The 15940-nt window shown below is 67.2% G+C and carries 13 protein-coding genes; 6 read left to right on the top strand and 7 right to left on the bottom strand.

Translation table 11 applies throughout. The features are described 5' to 3' along the window. Window positions 1–52 precede the first annotated feature (52 nt). From KRR55_RS17490 to ppk2, 4 genes are all read left to right on the top strand, one after another. On the top strand, window positions 53–478 hold the full coding sequence (locus KRR55_RS17490; RefSeq protein ID WP_217390595.1) for a hypothetical protein: 426 nt from the start codon (window positions 53–55) through the stop codon (window positions 476–478). A 245-nt stretch (window positions 479–723) separates the two neighbouring features. Further along, entirely contained in the window at window positions 724–4527 is a 3804-nt protein-coding gene (locus KRR55_RS17485; protein WP_254456368.1) for a Pls/PosA family non-ribosomal peptide synthetase, read from the top strand. After that, the gene (locus KRR55_RS17480; RefSeq protein ID WP_217390593.1) at window positions 4524–5933 is read left to right on the top strand and encodes a M1 family metallopeptidase; all 1410 of its coding nucleotides are present in this window, start codon (window positions 4524–4526) and stop codon (window positions 5931–5933) included. The genes KRR55_RS17485 and KRR55_RS17480 overlap by 4 nt, the downstream gene beginning before the upstream one ends. Window positions 5934–6060: 127 nt before the next feature. Beyond that, entirely contained in the window at window positions 6061–6945 is an 885-nt protein-coding gene (gene ppk2 / locus KRR55_RS17475; RefSeq protein WP_217390592.1) for a polyphosphate kinase 2, read from the top strand. A 500-nt stretch (window positions 6946–7445) separates the two neighbouring features. Here the strand turns inward: ppk2 and KRR55_RS17470 are convergent, their stop codons facing one another. Further along, window positions 7446–7634, bottom strand: coding sequence for a hypothetical protein (locus KRR55_RS17470; protein ID WP_217390591.1), 189 nt, complete (start codon window positions 7632–7634; stop codon window positions 7446–7448). A gap of 193 nt (window positions 7635–7827) precedes the next feature. Next, entirely contained in the window at window positions 7828–8532 is a 705-nt protein-coding gene (locus tag KRR55_RS17465) for a DNA methyltransferase (protein WP_217390590.1), read from the bottom strand. A gap of 233 nt (window positions 8533–8765) precedes the next feature. On the opposite strand from KRR55_RS17465, the gene KRR55_RS17460 reads away from it, so the two are divergent. Beyond that, window positions 8766–9203, top strand: a complete 438-nt coding sequence (locus KRR55_RS17460; protein ID WP_217390589.1) for a VOC family protein — start codon at window positions 8766–8768, stop codon at window positions 9201–9203. A gap of 29 nt (window positions 9204–9232) precedes the next feature. On the opposite strand, the gene KRR55_RS17455 is transcribed toward KRR55_RS17460, so the two are convergent. Both KRR55_RS17455 and KRR55_RS17450 read right to left on the bottom strand, forming a co-directional pair. Beyond that, window positions 9233–10762: a hypothetical protein gene (locus tag KRR55_RS17455; RefSeq protein WP_217390588.1), complete on the bottom strand. Its 1530-nt coding sequence runs from the start codon at window positions 10760–10762 to the stop codon at window positions 9233–9235. A 363-nt stretch (window positions 10763–11125) separates the two neighbouring features. Continuing rightward, entirely contained in the window at window positions 11126–11857 is a 732-nt protein-coding gene (locus KRR55_RS17450) for an alpha/beta fold hydrolase (protein ID WP_217390587.1), read from the bottom strand. Between the two features lie 73 nt (window positions 11858–11930). Here KRR55_RS17450 and KRR55_RS17445 point away from each other — a divergent pair, with 73 nt between their 5' ends. Beyond that, on the top strand, window positions 11931–12716 hold the full coding sequence (locus KRR55_RS17445) for a helix-turn-helix transcriptional regulator (RefSeq protein ID WP_217390586.1): 786 nt from the start codon (window positions 11931–11933) through the stop codon (window positions 12714–12716). On the opposite strand, the gene KRR55_RS17440 is transcribed toward KRR55_RS17445, so the two are convergent. The 3 genes from KRR55_RS17440 to KRR55_RS17430 form a co-directional block, all read right to left on the bottom strand. After that, on the bottom strand, window positions 12679–14142 hold the full coding sequence (locus KRR55_RS17440; protein WP_217390585.1) for an FAD-dependent oxidoreductase: 1464 nt from the start codon (window positions 14140–14142) through the stop codon (window positions 12679–12681). The two genes, KRR55_RS17445 and KRR55_RS17440, sit on opposite strands and share 38 nt — an antisense overlap. 191 nt (window positions 14143–14333) lie before the next feature. Beyond that, window positions 14334–14969 (bottom strand): NAD(P)-dependent oxidoreductase, encoded by a 636-nt coding sequence (locus KRR55_RS17435; RefSeq protein ID WP_217390584.1) that lies wholly within the window; start codon window positions 14967–14969, stop codon window positions 14334–14336. Then, window positions 14966–15892 carry an EamA family transporter gene (locus KRR55_RS17430; RefSeq protein WP_217390583.1) on the bottom strand — a complete coding sequence of 309 codons (927 nt, stop codon included), beginning with the start codon at window positions 15890–15892 and terminating at the stop codon, window positions 14966–14968. The genes KRR55_RS17435 and KRR55_RS17430 overlap by 4 nt, the downstream gene beginning before the upstream one ends. Between the last annotated feature and the right edge of the window lie 48 nt (window positions 15893–15940).

Genomic DNA, 15940 nt, shown 5'->3' with positions numbered 1-15940 from the left:
TCCGGGAAGATGGCGGGAATTGCGCCAATCGCTCCCACCTGGCGGAGACACCATGAAACGCCATGAACCGGCCTCCTTCAAGTTCGCCACGGCCACCGGCAGCCTCTCCCTCCTGGAGGTCACCGCCGAGGGCGCGACACTGACCCGCCTGCCCCGGGAGCTCGAGCCCGAACCGGCCCTGCGGGACCTGCCCACCGCCCTGCCGAGAGACGGGCAACCCGTGGCGGTGCCGCACATGATGCAATTCGGTGTCGGGGTGAACAGGGTCTTCGTGCTGGACCTGCACGGGGACCGGGTCCCGGGCCCCGGGACCACCTCCCCCATCCGCAGCATCGAGGCCCTCCTGGGTCCCTCCGGATCCCCCGGAAACGGAGACTTCCAGGCGGCTTTCGTGAGGCATCACACGTCCATGAATGTCCATGTGACGCAGGGTCACCGCGAACCCTGTGACCGGCGTCCCTTGGACACCTTCCGTTAACCTTTCGCGGTTACGGTAACCCCGTACGTGCCGACCGGGCGGGGGCGGACGCCTTGTTGGTGTGCCACCGGACCATGGTTGGGCTCCATCGTCCTGGCCCGTCCCCTACAGGGGGCAGGGCCGAGCACCACTTCCAGAAAGCCACAGTGGAACCGACTCCCAGCATTTCCGACAATGGAACCACCGCCGCCCTGTTCCTGCCGCAATACCCGGGCAGCAACCTGGCTCCGACGCCCCGCACCCTCATGGACATCCTTGAGGCAAGCGCGGTTGCCCACCCCGAGGCCCCCGCCCTTGATGACGGCGAGCGCTCCCTGACCTACGCGGACCTGCTCGTTGCCATCGACGAAATGGCAGGACGCCTGCGGGCCGCCGGACTCGGCGCCGGGGACCGCATCGGCATCCGCGTCCCCTCGGGCACCCGCGACCTCTACATCGGCATCCTCGCCACTATGAAGATCGGCGCTGCCTACGTCCCCGTCGATGCGGACGATCCCGAGGAACGTGCCAAGCTGGTCTTCTCCGAGGCCAAGGTCGCCGCCATCATGGGCGAGAAGGGAAAGATCACCTTCCTGCGCGAGCAGGCGAACCCGGAGCCTGCCCGCGACGCCGGACTGGACGACGACGCCTGGATCATCTTCACCTCCGGATCCACCGGAACGCCCAAGGGCGTAGCCATCACCCAGCGATCGGCAGCCGCCTTTGTCGACGCCGAGGCGCGGATCTTCCTGCAGGGCGAACCGCTTGGTCCCGAGGACCGCGTGCTGGCAGGGCTCTCCGTGGCCTTCGACGCCTCCTGCGAGGAAATGTGGCTGGCCTGGCGCCACGGCTCCTGCCTGGTGCCCGCACCGCGCGCGCTGGTGCGTTCGGGCATGGACCTGGGACCATGGCTGGTGACCCGCGGGGTCACCGTCGTCTCCACCGTCCCCACGCTCGCCGCGCTCTGGCCGGCCGAGGCCCTGGAAAACGTGCGCCTGCTGATCTTCGGCGGCGAGGCCTGCCCGCCCGAGCTTGCCGCCCGCCTTGCGGTTCCGGGACGCGAGGTCTGGAACACCTACGGCCCGACCGAGGCCACCGTCGTGGCCTGCGCCGCGCAGATGGACGGCACCGATCCGGTGCGCATCGGCCTGCCGCTTCAGGGCTGGGACCTGGCGGTCGTCGATGCCTCGGGCTTCCCCGTGGCCCCCGGGCAGAGCGGTGAACTGATCATCGGCGGCGTTGGCCTCGGACGCTACCTGGACCCGGCCAAGGACAAGGAAAAATACGCGCCCTTCGAGACCCTGGGCTGGGAGCGTGCCTACCGCTCGGGAGACCTGGTGCAGGCCGACCCCGAGGGCCTGGTCTTCCTGGGCCGGATGGACGAGCAGGTCAAGCTCGGCGGCCGACGCATCGAACTGGGAGAGATCGATGCGGCGCTGCAGTCCCTGCCCGGGGTCTCAGGCGCCGCTGCCGCGGTGAAGACCACCGCCGCCGGAAACCAGATCCTCGTCGGATACCTGGCCGCGGCCCCCGGCTACGACACGTCCGCCGCGCGCGGCCGGCTGGCAGACATGCTTCCGGCACCGCTGATCCCGCTGCTGGCAATCGTCGACACCCTGCCCACCAAGACCAGCGGCAAGGTCGACCGCAACGCGCTGCCCTGGCCGCTGCCCGGTGCCGGCGCCACCGGGCCCGAAGGGGTGTTGCCGGACCTCGGGGAGGACGCTGCCTGGGTGATCGAGCAGTGGACCCGCGTGCTGGGGACCCCGGTCGGCAGCCTTGACACCGATTTCTTCGCTTCCGGCGGCGGTTCGCTCTCGGCCGCCCAGCTGGTCTCCGCCCTGCGCGTGCGCTACCGCACCGTCACGGTGGCCGAGGTCTATTCCCACCCGCGCATCGGGTCCCTGCTCGAGGCCCTGGGCACGGAATCCCGGGAACCGACCGAGGTGCGCACGGTTGAGCGCACCACCCGCCGCGCCCAGGTCTTCCAGACGCTGATGGGAATTCCCACCTTCATCCTGGTGGGCATGCGCTGGCTCGTCTACCTCGCCGCCGGCAACAACGTGCTCGGTGCCCTCGGGGTCTTCGCCGACGCACCGCGGCTCTCCTGGTGGGCGGTTGCCGCCCTCTGGCTCGTCTTTGTCTCCTCCCCCGGGCGCATGGCGCTTTCCGTCGTTGCCGCCCGCACGCTGCTGCGCAACCTGAAGCCAGGGAACTACCCGCGCTCGGGCAGGGTGCACCTGCGGCTGTGGATGGCCCAGCAGATCGCCGACCTGGTTGATCCCGTCTCCCTGGGCAGCGCGCACTGGATCCAGTTCTATGCCCGCGCCCTCGGCGCCAAAATCGGCGCCGACGTACAGCTGCACTCCATCCCCCCGGTCACCGGCCTGCTCACCGTGGGCCGCGGCGCCAGCATCGAACCGGAGGTCGATCTCACCGGCTACTGGATCGACGGCGACCGGGTCCATGTGGGCGCCATCGAGGTCGGAGCCGAGGCCACGGTCGGGGCACGCAGCACGCTGATGCCCGGCGCAGTGGTCGCCGACGGCGTGGAGCTGGCGGCCGGCTCGGCCCTGGCCGGCAGCACCAGGGCGTTCTCCGCCTATTCCGGCTCCCCTGCCCAGCGCAGCGGCAAGTCCAAGCCGTCCTGGCCGCAGGAGCCCCTGCGTGCCCGCCGGGTGCGCAACGCATTGTTCACCGCGGCGTCCTCGGCCCTGGGCGCGATCCCCCTGCTCTCCATCCTGGGTGCCATCATCGTGGCGGCCCTGCTGCTGCGCGGGCAGGCCTCGCTGCACGAATCCCTGCTCCGGCTCACACTCGTGATTCCCGTGGCGGCACTGGTGTGGTTCGGGCTCAACATGCTGTTCGTGCTGGTCGCCACCCGGTTGCTGGGCATGGGGCTGCGCGAGGGCTGGCACCGGGTCGACAGCCGGATCGGCTGGCAGGTCTGGGCCACCGAACGCCTGCTGGACATGGCCCGCGACCTGCTGTTCCCCATCTATGCCTCGCTCTTCACCCCGGTGTGGCTGCGCCTGCTCGGCGCCAAGGTCGGACGCAACGTCGAGGCCTCCACGGTGCTGCTGATCCCCAAGATGACCACCATCGGCGCCGGCGCCTTCCTGGCCGATGACACCATGGTGGCCACCTACGAACTCGGCGGCGGCTGGATGAAGGTGGGCCGGGCCAAGATCGGCAAGCGCGCCTTCCTGGGCAACTCCGGCATCGCCGGGGCCGGGCGCCGCGTCCCGCGCAACGGCCTGGTCGCGGTGCTCTCGGCCACCCCCGCCAAGGCGAAGGCGGGGACCTCCTGGCTGGGCAGCCCGCCGGTGCGCCTGCGCCGCACGGCAGTGGCCTCCGATGACTCGCTCACCTACGCCCCGCCGCTGCGCCTGAAGTTTGCCCGCGCCCTGTGGGAAATCTGCCGCATCGTTCCCGTCGTCGTCACCGTCGGCGTCGCCGCCCTGGTGCTGGCGCTGCTGGACTTCCTGGCCGCCGAATACGGCTACCTGCTTGCCGCGTTGCTCAGCGGCGCGGTGATGCTTGCCGCAGGTGCCGTCGCCGCCACCTCCGCGGTCGTCGCCAAGTGGCTGCTGGTCGGCCCCATCCGCCCGGGCGAACACGCCCTGTGGAGCTCCTTCATCTGGCGCAACGAGGTCGTTGACACGTTCATCGAGATGGTCTGCGCCCCGTGGTTCGCCCACTCCGCCGCCGGCTCCCCCGCCCTGGTCTGGTGGCTGCGCGCCCTGGGCGCGAAGATCGGCCACGGCGTCTGGTGCGAGAGCTACTGGCTGCCCGAGGCCGACCTGGTCACCCTCGGGGACTCCTCGACGGTCAACCGCGGCACGGTGGTCCAGACCCACCTCTTCCACGACCGGGTCATGGCAATTGATACGGTGGAACTCTCCGCGGGATCCACAATGGGCCCGCACGGGGTCATCCTGCCCGCCGCCTCCCTGGCGGAAGGCGCCACCGTGGGCCCGGGTTCGCTGGTGATGCGCGGAGAATCCGTTCCCCCGTCAAGCTACTGGATGGGCAACCCCGTCCAACCCTGGAGCCAGCCGCGCGCATGAGCCACACCCCACTGAACGCCACCGCCACCGCCGCGGCGGCATCCTTCATCCCGGATGCCTACCTGCCCCGCTCCGGCAGCGCCGACTACCGCGTCGCGCACTACGACCTCGACCTTGACTGCAAGCTCGGCGGCAACCGGCTCGACGGCCGGGCCACCATCACCGCGGTGGCCGTCACCGAGCTGCAGCGCATCGTTCTGGATCTGTCCGGGCTGCGTGCCTCCCGCTGCCAGGTCAACGGCTCCAAGGTCACCCGCTCCACGCAGAAGGCCGGCAGGTTGGAACTCCACCTGGCGACCCCGGTGCCGGCCGGGGAGCAGTTCAGCGTGGAGATCCGCTACGGCGGTGTCCCCAACGTGCGCCAGGGAACCTGGGGCGAGGTCGGCTGGGAGGAACTGACCGACGGCGTGCTCGTGGCCGGCCAGCCGAACGGGGCACCCACCTGGTTCCCCTGCAACGACCACCCCAGCCAAAAGGCGACCTACCGCATCAGCGTCAACACCGATGCCGGGTACCGCCCCGTCTGCAACGGGCAACTGGTTGACCGCCAACGGCGCTCAAGCCGCGAACGCTGGACCTACGAGGTCAACGAGCCGATGGCCACCTACCTGGCGACATTGCAGATCGGCCGCTACGAGCTGCGCTCCCTCGCCGGCACCGAGGTCGCCGCCGCCCCGCTGGGCGGACGGCACTCCGGAGCCCCCACGCCGGTGCCGCAACTGGTGGCCGCGAACACCTCCCAGCTGCGCCGGGCCTCGTCCGCGCTGGCCGACCAGCCGCGGATGATGGAAACCTTCATCGAGGCCTTCGGTCCCTACCCGTTTGCTGACTACACGGTCGTGGTCACCGAGGACGACCTGGAAATCCCGCTCGAGGCCCACGGGATCTCCATCCTGGGCAACAACCACCTGCTCCCGGGGTGGGAACAGCAGCGCCTGATCGCCCACGAGCTGTCCCACCAGTGGTTCGGCAACTCGCTGACCGTCGGGTCGTGGGAGGACATCTGGCTGCACGAGGGCTTCGCCTGCTACGCCGAATGGATCTGGTCCGAGGCCTCCGGCGGCCCGAGCGCCGATGCGCGCGCCAGGGAAGCCTGGGCGATGCTCGATTCCCTGGAGCAGGACCTCCCCATCGGGGACCCCGGGCCCCAGGACATGTTCGATGACCGGGTCTACAAGCGCGGCGCGCTGACCCTGCACGCCCTGCGACTTGCCGCCGGCGACCGCGCCTTCTTCGCGATGCTGCGGGCCTGGACCGGGGCACGGCGCCACGGAACCGTCACCTACGGACTTTTCCGGGACCACGTCGACACCCATCTGCCCACCGCCCTTTCCGCCGAGGCCTTCCTGCGGCCCTGGCTCTTTGAAAAGGAACTGCCGGTGTTGCCGGCCCCGGCCGCAAACTGATCCCGTGGGGCAAAGGGCCGGCCGCCTCCACGGCCGGCCCTTTCATCGGGTGTGACATAGTCGCAACTCCACCCTCCGGTCCCCCAATGTTCATCTCGCGTTCACCGCGTCCGCATACTCTCAACCCATGCAATTGCTTGATTTGGCCGCCCACGGCTACTCCGTCCGCGACGACGACGATGACGACCCGGTGCTGTTGACCTCCGCCGGGGACGTCGTTGACACCTGGCGCGAGGGCTACCCGTACTCCTCGCGCATGGATCGCGCACAGTATGACCTGGAGAAGCGGCTCCTGCAGATCGAGCTGCTCAAGCTGCAGGTCTGGATCAAGGCCACCGGCCGCCGCCTGGTGGTGCTCTTCGAGGGCCGCGACGCCGCCGGCAAGGGCGGGACCATCAAGCGCTTCACCGAGCACCTGAATCCACGCGGGGCGCGGGTCGTGGCGCTGGAAAAGCCCAGCGAGCGCGAATCCACCCAGTGGTTCTTCCAGCGCTACATCGCGCACCTGCCGGCGGCCGGGGAGATGGTCCTCTTCGACCGTTCCTGGTACAACCGTTCGGGCGTCGAGCGCGTGATGCGCTTCTGCACCCGCGAGCAGTTCGACCGGTTCATGCACCAGGCGCCGGCCTTCGAGCGGCAGCTGGTGGACGACGGGATCACCCTGGTGAAGTTCTGGTTCTCGGTCTCCCGCCGCGAACAGCTCACCCGCTTCACCATTCGCCAGATCGATCCGGTGCGGCAGTGGAAGCTTTCCCCCACCGACCTCGCCTCGCTGGACAAGTGGGACGCCTACACCGAGGCCAAGGAAGAGACGTTCCGCAGCACCGACACCGACTGGGCCCCCTGGACCGTGGTGAAGTCCAACGATAAGAAGCGCGCCCGCGTCGAGGCGATGCGCCACGTGTTGAGCCTCTTCGACTACGAGGGCAAGGACCATGAGCTCGTGGGGTCCCCCGATCCGCACATCGTCGGGCCCGCCGCCGCGGTCGTCGCCGACGGCGAGGAGTTCTAGGCTTCGGCGCTTCCCCTTCCCGTGGGCCAATCCGGCCCAAGGAGCCGCGCATGGCGCCTGGGGACCTTGGCGCGACGTCCTGCTGCCGAACCTTGTCCATGGCATCCCTGCGGCCGGCAGTCACTTTCGGGCTGACGGGCAGATGGTCTCTGGTGATGGACGCATATCGAATTCACCCGAGCCTGGTCACGCAATGGCCCGATGGCGTTTTGGAACCCTTGCCGGATAGTGCGGCAGCACCTGAAACTGTCTGCTTCGCCTTGCCGAAGGACGAAGACGGATTTCAATACTGGGAGGGTCTCAACGGGAAGATCGAGACCGATGGTTCCGTGGCTGCCTGCCTTGGCGTCCCGGTGCACTCCCACAAGGATCGAGAATGGTTCGGACAGCGAATGCACTGCCAAAAATGCGTGCCCCTCACGGTTCCGCTGCCCAGGCGTCGGCCACCGCCGTGCCTTGGGTATCCAGGCACCTGGAGCTGCTTCTCCTGGAAGCCAAAGTCACTCATACGGAGGTTCATGCTCTTTGGGCTTCTGATGTAGATTCGTCGTGAATCCCTGTTTGCCGGCCAGCATCATCCCGGCACCAGCAGGAAGAACCAGGAGCAGGGGAAGCCACTGGGTAAAGGCGAATACAACCAAGACGACCACCACGAGGATCAGCGGAGCACTCTGGAAGATTTTCGTCATTACGACACCTCCGTCGCCTTGGATCGGTGTTGGCCCTTGAGCCTACCCGCAATCCACGCCGGCCGGGTCGGACCCCTGAAATCCTGATCCACTACGTGTTCGCCAAGGACACCTCCCTCGGATCAGCTACATTCAGGTACCGCCTTGAATTGGCCACCAAATGTCGCTCGGCACCCGCTTCCGGGAGGGTGGACTATTTGCGCGGCGCGAGAGGAGTCCGCCGGAACACGAGCAACGCATCGGACACCAGATCGTGGGGGTAGCGATCCCACACGATCTCGGTGACGCCCACGTAGGTGAGGTGCTGCTCGAGCACGCGCGCACAGTCGCGGATCAGGTGCGTGGTGAGGCCCATGTGGTGGATGTCGGCCAGGTTCCACACCACGAAGCCGCCGGGCACAACCGCACGCGCGCACTGCGCGGCGACGAGGCCGAGCTCGTCCAGGTAGCGGCCGTAGTCCCCGTTGTCCTCCTCATAGGCGGTCAGCGGGTCGGCCTCGTGGTTTTCCGCGGTCATGTACGGCGGGGAGGTGAGAATCAGGTCAATGCCCGCCTCGGGTTGGGGCGGTTCGATGCGGCGGATGATCCTTAATAGCTCCCGTGCGTCGCCCTCGACAATGCGCGCGCCGGGCACCCGTTCCCGCAGGTAGTCCACGCGCTCGGGGAGCAGCTCAATGCCAAGGGCCTTCCGCCCCAGCGCGACGGCCCGCTCGATGGTGGTGCCAAACCCTGCGAAGGGGTCGAACACCATGTCGCCGGGCTTGCTGCACCGTTCAATGACGTGATCCACGATGGCCGGGAGCATGTGCACATCTTCGTCGGCACCCGGCGGACGCTCGGACAGAAACGTGTCGTGCAAGGCAGCCAGCCGGGAATCCAGTGGGGACGTTTGGGGCATGCCCTCGTTCAATTCTTTTCCAAGTCCTTCATCATGCGAATCTTACCCGCCGGGGAGTGACCCCTGGCGCATCGTTGCGGGACCCGTTCCGGGTCTATATTTCGGAACGAGCACAACGACAAACGCGGGCCACGCCACGGGATGGTTCCGTAGCCTGGACAATAACCCTGTTGCGGGAATGCGTGGTGCCTCACCACTGGCACAACTCGGTCTGCCTTGGTAGCTTTCAACGCATGGCCATCAAACTTGAGAACGTCGGCATCGCCGTCCGCGACCTGGAAGAGGCAATCGCCTTTTTCACGGATCTCGGCCTGACAGTCATCGGCCGTGACACTGTCAGCGGCGAGTGGACAGACACCGCCGTCGGACTCGACGGAAACCACGCCAACATCGCGATGCTCCAGACCCCGGATGGCCAGGGGCGGCTCGAGCTCTTCGAATACATCCATCCGGCGGCCATCGAGTCGCACCCCACCCGTCCCAACGACATCGGCATGCACCGCGTGGCCTTCTCGGTGGACGACATCGACAAGGCCCTCGAAATAGCCGCGAAGCACGGATGCCACCCGCTGCGCGGCGTGGCGACCTACGCCGATATCTACAAACTCACCTACCTACGGGGACCGAGCGGAATCCTCGTGATGCTCGCCGAGGAACTGAAGAAGGACTGACACCCCCAAATTTGCGGGCGCCGTAGTGACTACTGGTAGGAGACGAACCACGGCTTCGGGTCGACGTCGAAGGTCTGCTTGGGTGTGAACGTCGGGGAATCCTCGTCGATGAAGTTCTTCCACGCCATCCTGATCCCGCCGGGCAGGTCGCGGCGCAGGTTGTTCCACGTCGCCATCTTCATCCCGGGCGTCCCGTTGCCGTCGGCATGCACGAGTATCGCCAGCTCGGGGTGCGAGGTGTCCAGCGCGGAACGGTTGCGGATCATGCTCTGCGTGAACTGGTGCAGGATCACAACCTTCTGCGGAAGACGGTGCTTGCGCGTCAGCTCGGCCAACCACGCGTTGGCGCGGTTGAGTTCGGCGGCATCCACGGAACCGATCTGGGCCATGTGTCGCTGGCCGGGCTTGAGCCTCCACTCGGGGTCATAGGCGATGCCGACGTTCGGGTAAGCCAGCAACTTCTCGTAGTGCTTGGCCTGGGTCAGGAAGTCGTTGCGACCCGGCTGCAGGTCGAGCACCACGTAGACCCCTGCCTCCTGGGCCGCCTTCACCCATGATTCAAGTCGCTCCACGGGAACGTAGCTGGAGTACTTCCCGTCCTTGCCGGCGGACGCCGAAGCGACAGTCGCGATGATCTCGAAGGCCGGCTGCACCTTCTCCTTGCTGTGTGCCTGGTAGTCCGCGGCATACTTCTTGGCGCGCTTGATGGCCCCCTCGACGTCCTGTTCGCCCAGCAAACCCAGCGAAGACGTCCCGGGCGTGCCGTACAGGGCGACCATGCGCCGGTCCGGGAACACGATCTGCCCGCCGCCGGGAAGCTGCTGTCCGCCGGCCGCCGTTTCCGCCATCGCGGCGAAATCCGTGGCATTGCCAAACCCGTTTCCGATCGCGTACAGGTTCGCGTCGGCGTGGTCCTGGAAGAACTTCTGGTTCGTCGCGGCCCGCGGGTCGGCCGATTCCATGGTGTGGATTTCCGCCCCTGCGGCCTGGGCCGTGGCCAGTGCTGGACCCGATGCCTCCGCTTCCTTGTCACCCGAGCGAACGACGACCGCGAAGCCGGAATCCGCGGAGCCTTCGGCCGGGTCGATGTCGGGCAGGTCGGAATCGGGGGTGGACCCGTCGACGACGTCCAGGCTTCCAGCCTGCGATTCGGGCACGGCTCCGTGGGTGATGAGGGTACGTGCCCCCAACCGCTCCAGCTCGGCCGTGAAGCCATCCTGCTGAGACGCATCCTCGGGTGCCACGAGGAGCGGGAGGCCGAGTTCCCGGGCCTGCCCGATGGCCGCCGATTGCTCTCCGCCGTCGCCCAGCACGACGACGGCCGGGGCCTTTTCGAAGAACGCCCGGCTGGACTCCAACGCCATCTCCTCGGAGCCGCCGCCGATTCGGCCAATGCCCGACTCGGGTTGGGCCAGTACCACGCGGTTCTGGTTCTCCTGTGCCTGGGCACCGGATTTGTTGATTCCGTCGGCCTGGTCGGCCGCGGTGCACCCGGTTGCGACCAAGAGGAAAGCCAGCCCGGAAGCGGCCGCCGCGAGGCGTCCCTTGTGCCAATTCATCATTTTTTTCATCACTCGTCGCCCGCCATCCACAGATTCTTGCCGGCAACGCCTATCGTCCCGCCGTACGGAAAAACGCCTCGGATCCGGTGGATCGGCACCGGATACGGATTCCACCGCGACCGAGTGTTTCCCATCAACGACACTAGCAACAACTTCCTGTCGATACCCGCACAACCCTTGCCGGAGACGTCATGGCGGCGGGCACCTTCGACCTCGTGTGCGGGTCACCCCGGGAAGGGGCGATCCGGCCATCCTTGGACTTGCCGGCCCGCTGCACGCCCTCGAATCGAAGGCCGGCGTCCGCTGCTGTCGCTTTGTAGGCCTTTTGCACTAGGCCGCCTCTCTCCCTCTACTTGCTGTTTAGCTGTCTAGTGATGTCGCCGAGTCAATGAGCTCGGCGAGGTCACGGGGGCGGCTCCACATGGGCCAGTGCCCTGTGGGCAGGTCAATGACGTTGAGGTGTTCAAGGTTGGCGACTTCGGCAAACATGGGATGGCCTGCTCGGACCAGCTCCATCACCTGTTCACTCGAGATTGAGCAGCACACCAGGACAGTCGGGACGTTGCGGCGGGCCTCGTTCGTGAGTTCGACGGGCTGACGAAGCACTGGACCGGGCTCAGGGACGGCCAGTGCCTGGAATCGCTCGAGGACCTCCTCACTCAGGCCTTCAAGGCTCGCCTGCTGCGCGAGTACATCGAACGACGGCAGTGGCAACTCATGTGCGTCATCCGGAAAATCGGGTGCGAAGACACTGCCCGCCGCCACAGGGCCGGAGTCGACCCATACCACTCGGCGGACAAGGTCCGGGTGTCTGTCAAGGACGAGGCTGACGGGGGCGTTGGCCCCACTGTGGGCAACGAGAATTGCTGGCTGATTTCCGTGTTGAGAAATGACGCCTAGGATTGCGTCTGCCTGGTCATTGAGAGTCTTCGCAGCACGTTCAGGATCATTCCCATCAAGACCCGGCAGCGTCATCGCGATTGCACGAGTGCCTTTGGTTTTTAGGTGTTCAAGGACTTCATCCCACGCCCACGCGCCCAGCCAGTGGCCGGCGATGAGAATGATGGTCGGACCGTTCGTAGCAGTTGTCATGTCACTACTCTCGCAGGCCCGACGGACAAGAGTGTGTCACTATTTATGTCATGAATTTGTCGGAGCCTGAACTGTGAAACGAACCGAACGGCTCCATGCGCTGAACGAGATGCTGCGCCGCAGCGGCGCGCGCGGGATTTCCGCCGAACGGTTGGCGAGAGAGTTCGAAGTATCCGTGCGCACGGTCAAAAGAGACCTTGATGCGTTAGAGAAAAGTGGCACGCCTTTATGGTCGCGCCCAGGTCCGGGCGGTGGCTACGGATTGGCGGTTGGCGCGTCCCTGCCCCCTGTCAGCCTGTCCCCCGCACAGGCTGTGGCGCTCATGGCGGCCGTGTCCGCTGCACCCGATGCCCCCTACTCCGATCTGGCAGCAGCCGGCATCCAAAAGATACTGGACGTCCTTGACCCCAGAACCCGAGCAAGAGCCGACGCGTTGGCCCACCGAGTATGGGTCAACGAGCTTCCCTCCACTTCCCGCGCCAACAGGTCGGCACTGGAAGTGGCGATGGTCGAGCAGTTAGTAGTCCGTATTCGCTACACTTCGAGAGACGGCACCACGACCACCCGCGACGTCGAACCTGTGCTGTTCGCCTCCACGAACGGCCAGTGGTATTTGGTTGGGTGGTGCCGACTGCGTAACGCCATGCGATGGTTTACCGTGTCGCGCATCGAGCGTGCCAACGTAACGAGGACGGTCTGTAGTGGCCACACTATCCACGAGGTTGGGGTACCCCCGGCGAACGCCAGGCCGGTGCACGGTCGGGGCGCGGAAATCACTGAAGTAACGAGTTCGGTCAATTTCACTGGCGACCAAACTGTCGCTAATGGCCGGGCAACCTGGGGCCGAACCAGCGGGTGAGCGCTTCCTCCAAGCCTTGAGCGGAGCCCTGGCCCACCCAGGCAACATAGCCGTCCGGGCGGATCAGCACCGCGGCGGGAGGTGTCACCTCGCCGAGGAGTGGCAGGCTCCATGCGCCGGAGTACCGGGCGTCGACCCGACGGATTCGCTCCGCCCAGGGTGCGATCCCGAGGTTGCCCGGACCGGCGAGGTTCAGCAGCACCGGCTTGGCGTCGTTCAGCAGCGTGAACACCCGGGTCGGTCCGTCATTTGTCTCAAGGTCCAGGTCCGGCATGCGGCGCCCGAGCAGCGGGTGCCCCTCCCCCAGATCGTAGGCGATGTCCAGGCCATGGATCAGCGCGGCGACGTGCCGGCGGGGCCCGTCCATGGACATCAATTCATCCACGGTTTCGGCGAGCGCCGCGGTCCGCGGGTCATTGCGCTGCAGGGCCGTTTGCGCCATCGAATGCTGGAGCGCGCGGGCGCCGACCGGGTGCCGCTCCGAGTGGTACGTATCCAGCAAAGACTCCGGCGAGATGCCCTTGACCACCTGGGCAAGCTTCCATCCAAGGTTGACGGCGTCCTGCAGGCCCAGGCCGATTCCCTGGCCGCCGGCGGGATAGTGGATGTGCGCGGCGTCCCCGACCAGCAGCACCCGGCCCTTGCGGTAGGTCGCCGCCTGCCGGGTGGCGTCGGTGAACCTGGAGATCGAGGTCGGCGAGTGCACCCCGAAGTCCGTTCCGTAAGCCGCGGTCAGGGAATCGCTCAGGTCGCCCAGCCCGGGTTCCTCCCGCGAGCCGAGTTGCCGCTCCGTCGTGATGACACGATAGGTGCGCCCGTCGCCCAGCAGGGAGAAGCCGTGGACCCCCGACTCGTCCAGGTGCGTTCCGGAGGGAGGTTCCTCCGTTGCCTCCACCTCGGCGATCAAGTTGCTGCGGGTTGCATCCCAGCCGGGGAAGTCGATACCCGCGCTCTTGCGGACCAGGCTGCGGCCGCCGTCGGCTCCGATCAGGTACCTCGACCGGAGATTCCCGCCATCGGCGAGCTCGACATCCACGCCGGATTCATCCTGGCTGATTCCGACGACCTCGCGACCGTGATGGACGGGCACCCCGAGCTGGCCGATCCAGTCCTCGAGGATCGGTTGAATGCGGCTCTGCCACAGGCCAAGGCCGTACGGGTGCCGCGTCGGAAAGTCACTGATGTCCAGGAGTGTGCGGCCGAACCGTGCCGTCTGCACCGTGGTCCCCTCCGCCAGGAATCGGTCGGCTATCCCCCGCTGGTCGAGGACCTCGATCGTGCGGCAGTGGAAGCCGCCGGCACGGGATTCGGCCAGGGCCCCCGGGGGTCGCCGCTCCACGACCGCCACCTCAATGCCAGCCAGCGCCAACTCACCGGCGAGCATCATTCCCGCAGGTCCGCTGCCCACCACAATCACATCCGGCATCCCGTCCTCATTTCCCTGATGCTTCCCCTAGGGGAACACCCGAGCAGTGTATGGCACGGCACGGGTCTTGCGGCAAGACCCCCTGGCTGCCCTATCCTGAAAGTGGCGGGCGCCCCCATGCACGTGGTCACGTCGGCGGCCTCAGCTACAGCCCGTTGGACCCCGGAGACGCGGCGGCGGGCACCGCATCCCTAGTACGCAACCGTGAAGTGGCGCACCCCGGGTTCGGGTTCCTCGATCTCGTCCAGTGCGGCAACGGCAAGGTCTTCGGCAGATATCAGTGATTCTCCGCGTGGGTCGATGAGGATCCGGTTTCCTCCCCGCCGGTAGGTCCCCGTCCGGGTGCCGGGTCCGAACAGGGCCGGCGGGCTCAGATAGGTCCAGTCCGCGGGATGCGTGGCGCAGGCGTTGAACTGGTCGACGCTGAGCTGTGCGATGGAACGCCATTCCGGGGGGACGAAGCGCGGATCGTCGATGACGCGTTGGTCCGAGTTTGGTCCCCGGAGCGGGCCGGCGCCGCCGATCACGATGACGCGCCGTCCGAACTCCAGCGCCGTGCCCAGCACCGCGGCCACCGGGGAGCAGACATCGTCGTCCGCGCCGGGGGCAGGCCTGGTGGCCAGCACGATCACGTCGTGCCCTGCAGCGATGCGTCCCATGGCCTGCGCGTCGGCCGCATCGGCGGTGAACACGGCGAATTCCCCGCGGTCCCGTTCGTCGCTGCCTATAGATCGCGAGAAGCCGGAGACGGCGTGGCCCCTGCGGACCGCCTCTGCTGCGATGCGGGAGCCTGCCATTCCCGTGGCCCCGATAACGGCGATCCTCATGATGCCCTCTTTCCCTGTGCGGCGGCCATCGCCGGCTGCCTGGCGTCGGTGTTCGTGGACGTGGGCGGTTTCCCGCCGGGGACGACCTGGCCGGCGGCGATTGCCGCCAGCGAAAGGGCAAATCCGACCAGCTGGACTGCGCCGAGGGATTCGCCCAGGAGCCACGCCCCGAGGCCCGCCGCGACAAGTGGCGAGAGCAGTCCCAGCACGGCGGCCGAGGCGACAGGCAGCCGGGCGATGCCGCTGAACCACAGCGTGTACGTGAGCAGCCCGCCGACGAGGCCCAGCCAGAGGTAGCCGGCCAGCGCGCTGCCGTCGATGCTCGCGGGCATCCCCTCGAAGAGCAGCGTGACCGGCAGGAGGAACAACCCTCCGGCGGCAAGTTGCCATCCGGCCACGCCCATGGCGGGCACTCCCGCGGGCCTGCCCCATTTCTTGGAGAGGGTGACGCCGAAGCCCATTGACACCGCTCCGAGCAGGCCCGCTGCCACGCCGGCCCCGTCGAGGGTGGCGGTGGAACGCAGGACCACCAGGGCGACACCGGCGATTCCAACGATCCCCCACGTCAGGCGCCACGCGGAGAACCGCTCACGCAGGATGGCCACGACGAGGATGGCGACGACCAGCGGCTGCGCGGCACCGAGGGTCGCGGCCAGGCCACCCGGCAGGTGGGAGGCGGCAATAAACAGCAGCGGGAAGAAGGCGCCGATGTTCAGCACGCCCAGCACTGCGGATTTCCACCACCAGGCACCCGTGGGAAGGGCGCGGGTCAGCACGATTGCGAGCACGCCTGCCGGCAACGCCCGAACCAGCGAGGCGAAGAGCGGGTGCCCCGGGGGCAGCAGCTCTGTCGTCACGACGTACGTCGTGCCCCACACCGCGGGTGCAATGGCGGTAAGCAACGTGGTCCGCATTCTGCCCATGAAAAACTCCTTAGCGTTAAACTATTCAACGATGAGCAGACTACGGTG

This window comes from Paeniglutamicibacter quisquiliarum, from assembly GCF_019084045.1.
GTDB lineage: Bacteria > Actinomycetota > Actinomycetes > Actinomycetales > Micrococcaceae > Paeniglutamicibacter > Paeniglutamicibacter quisquiliarum.
This window is presented reverse-complemented; position numbering and strand designations above follow the sequence as displayed.

Bases quoted from the DNA above. Each gene is read 5' to 3' on its own strand.
- KRR55_RS17460 (WP_217390589.1), top strand. From the start codon at position 8,766: ATGGCCATCAAACTTGAGAACGTCGGCATCGCCGTCCGCGACCTGGAA.
- KRR55_RS17465 (WP_217390590.1), bottom strand. From the start codon at position 8,532: ATGCCCCAAACGTCCCCACTGGATTCCCGGCTGGCTGCCTTGCACGAC.
- KRR55_RS17490 (WP_217390595.1), top strand. From the start codon at position 53: ATGAAACGCCATGAACCGGCCTCCTTCAAGTTCGCCACGGCCACCGGC.
- KRR55_RS17455 (WP_217390588.1), bottom strand. From the start codon at position 10,762: ATGAATTGGCACAAGGGACGCCTCGCGGCGGCCGCTTCCGGGCTGGCT.
- KRR55_RS17430 (WP_217390583.1), bottom strand. From the start codon at position 15,892: ATGGGCAGAATGCGGACCACGTTGCTTACCGCCATTGCACCCGCGGTG.
- KRR55_RS17485 (WP_254456368.1), top strand. From the start codon at position 724: ATGGACATCCTTGAGGCAAGCGCGGTTGCCCACCCCGAGGCCCCCGCC.
- ppk2 (WP_217390592.1), top strand. From the start codon at position 6,061: ATGCAATTGCTTGATTTGGCCGCCCACGGCTACTCCGTCCGCGACGAC.
- KRR55_RS17480 (WP_217390593.1), top strand. From the start codon at position 4,524: ATGAGCCACACCCCACTGAACGCCACCGCCACCGCCGCGGCGGCATCC.
- KRR55_RS17440 (WP_217390585.1), bottom strand. From the start codon at position 14,142: ATGCCGGATGTGATTGTGGTGGGCAGCGGACCTGCGGGAATGATGCTC.
- KRR55_RS17450 (WP_217390587.1), bottom strand. From the start codon at position 11,857: ATGACAACTGCTACGAACGGTCCGACCATCATTCTCATCGCCGGCCAC.
- KRR55_RS17435 (WP_217390584.1), bottom strand. From the start codon at position 14,969: ATGAGGATCGCCGTTATCGGGGCCACGGGAATGGCAGGCTCCCGCATC.
- KRR55_RS17470 (WP_217390591.1), bottom strand. From the start codon at position 7,634: ATGACGAAAATCTTCCAGAGTGCTCCGCTGATCCTCGTGGTGGTCGTC.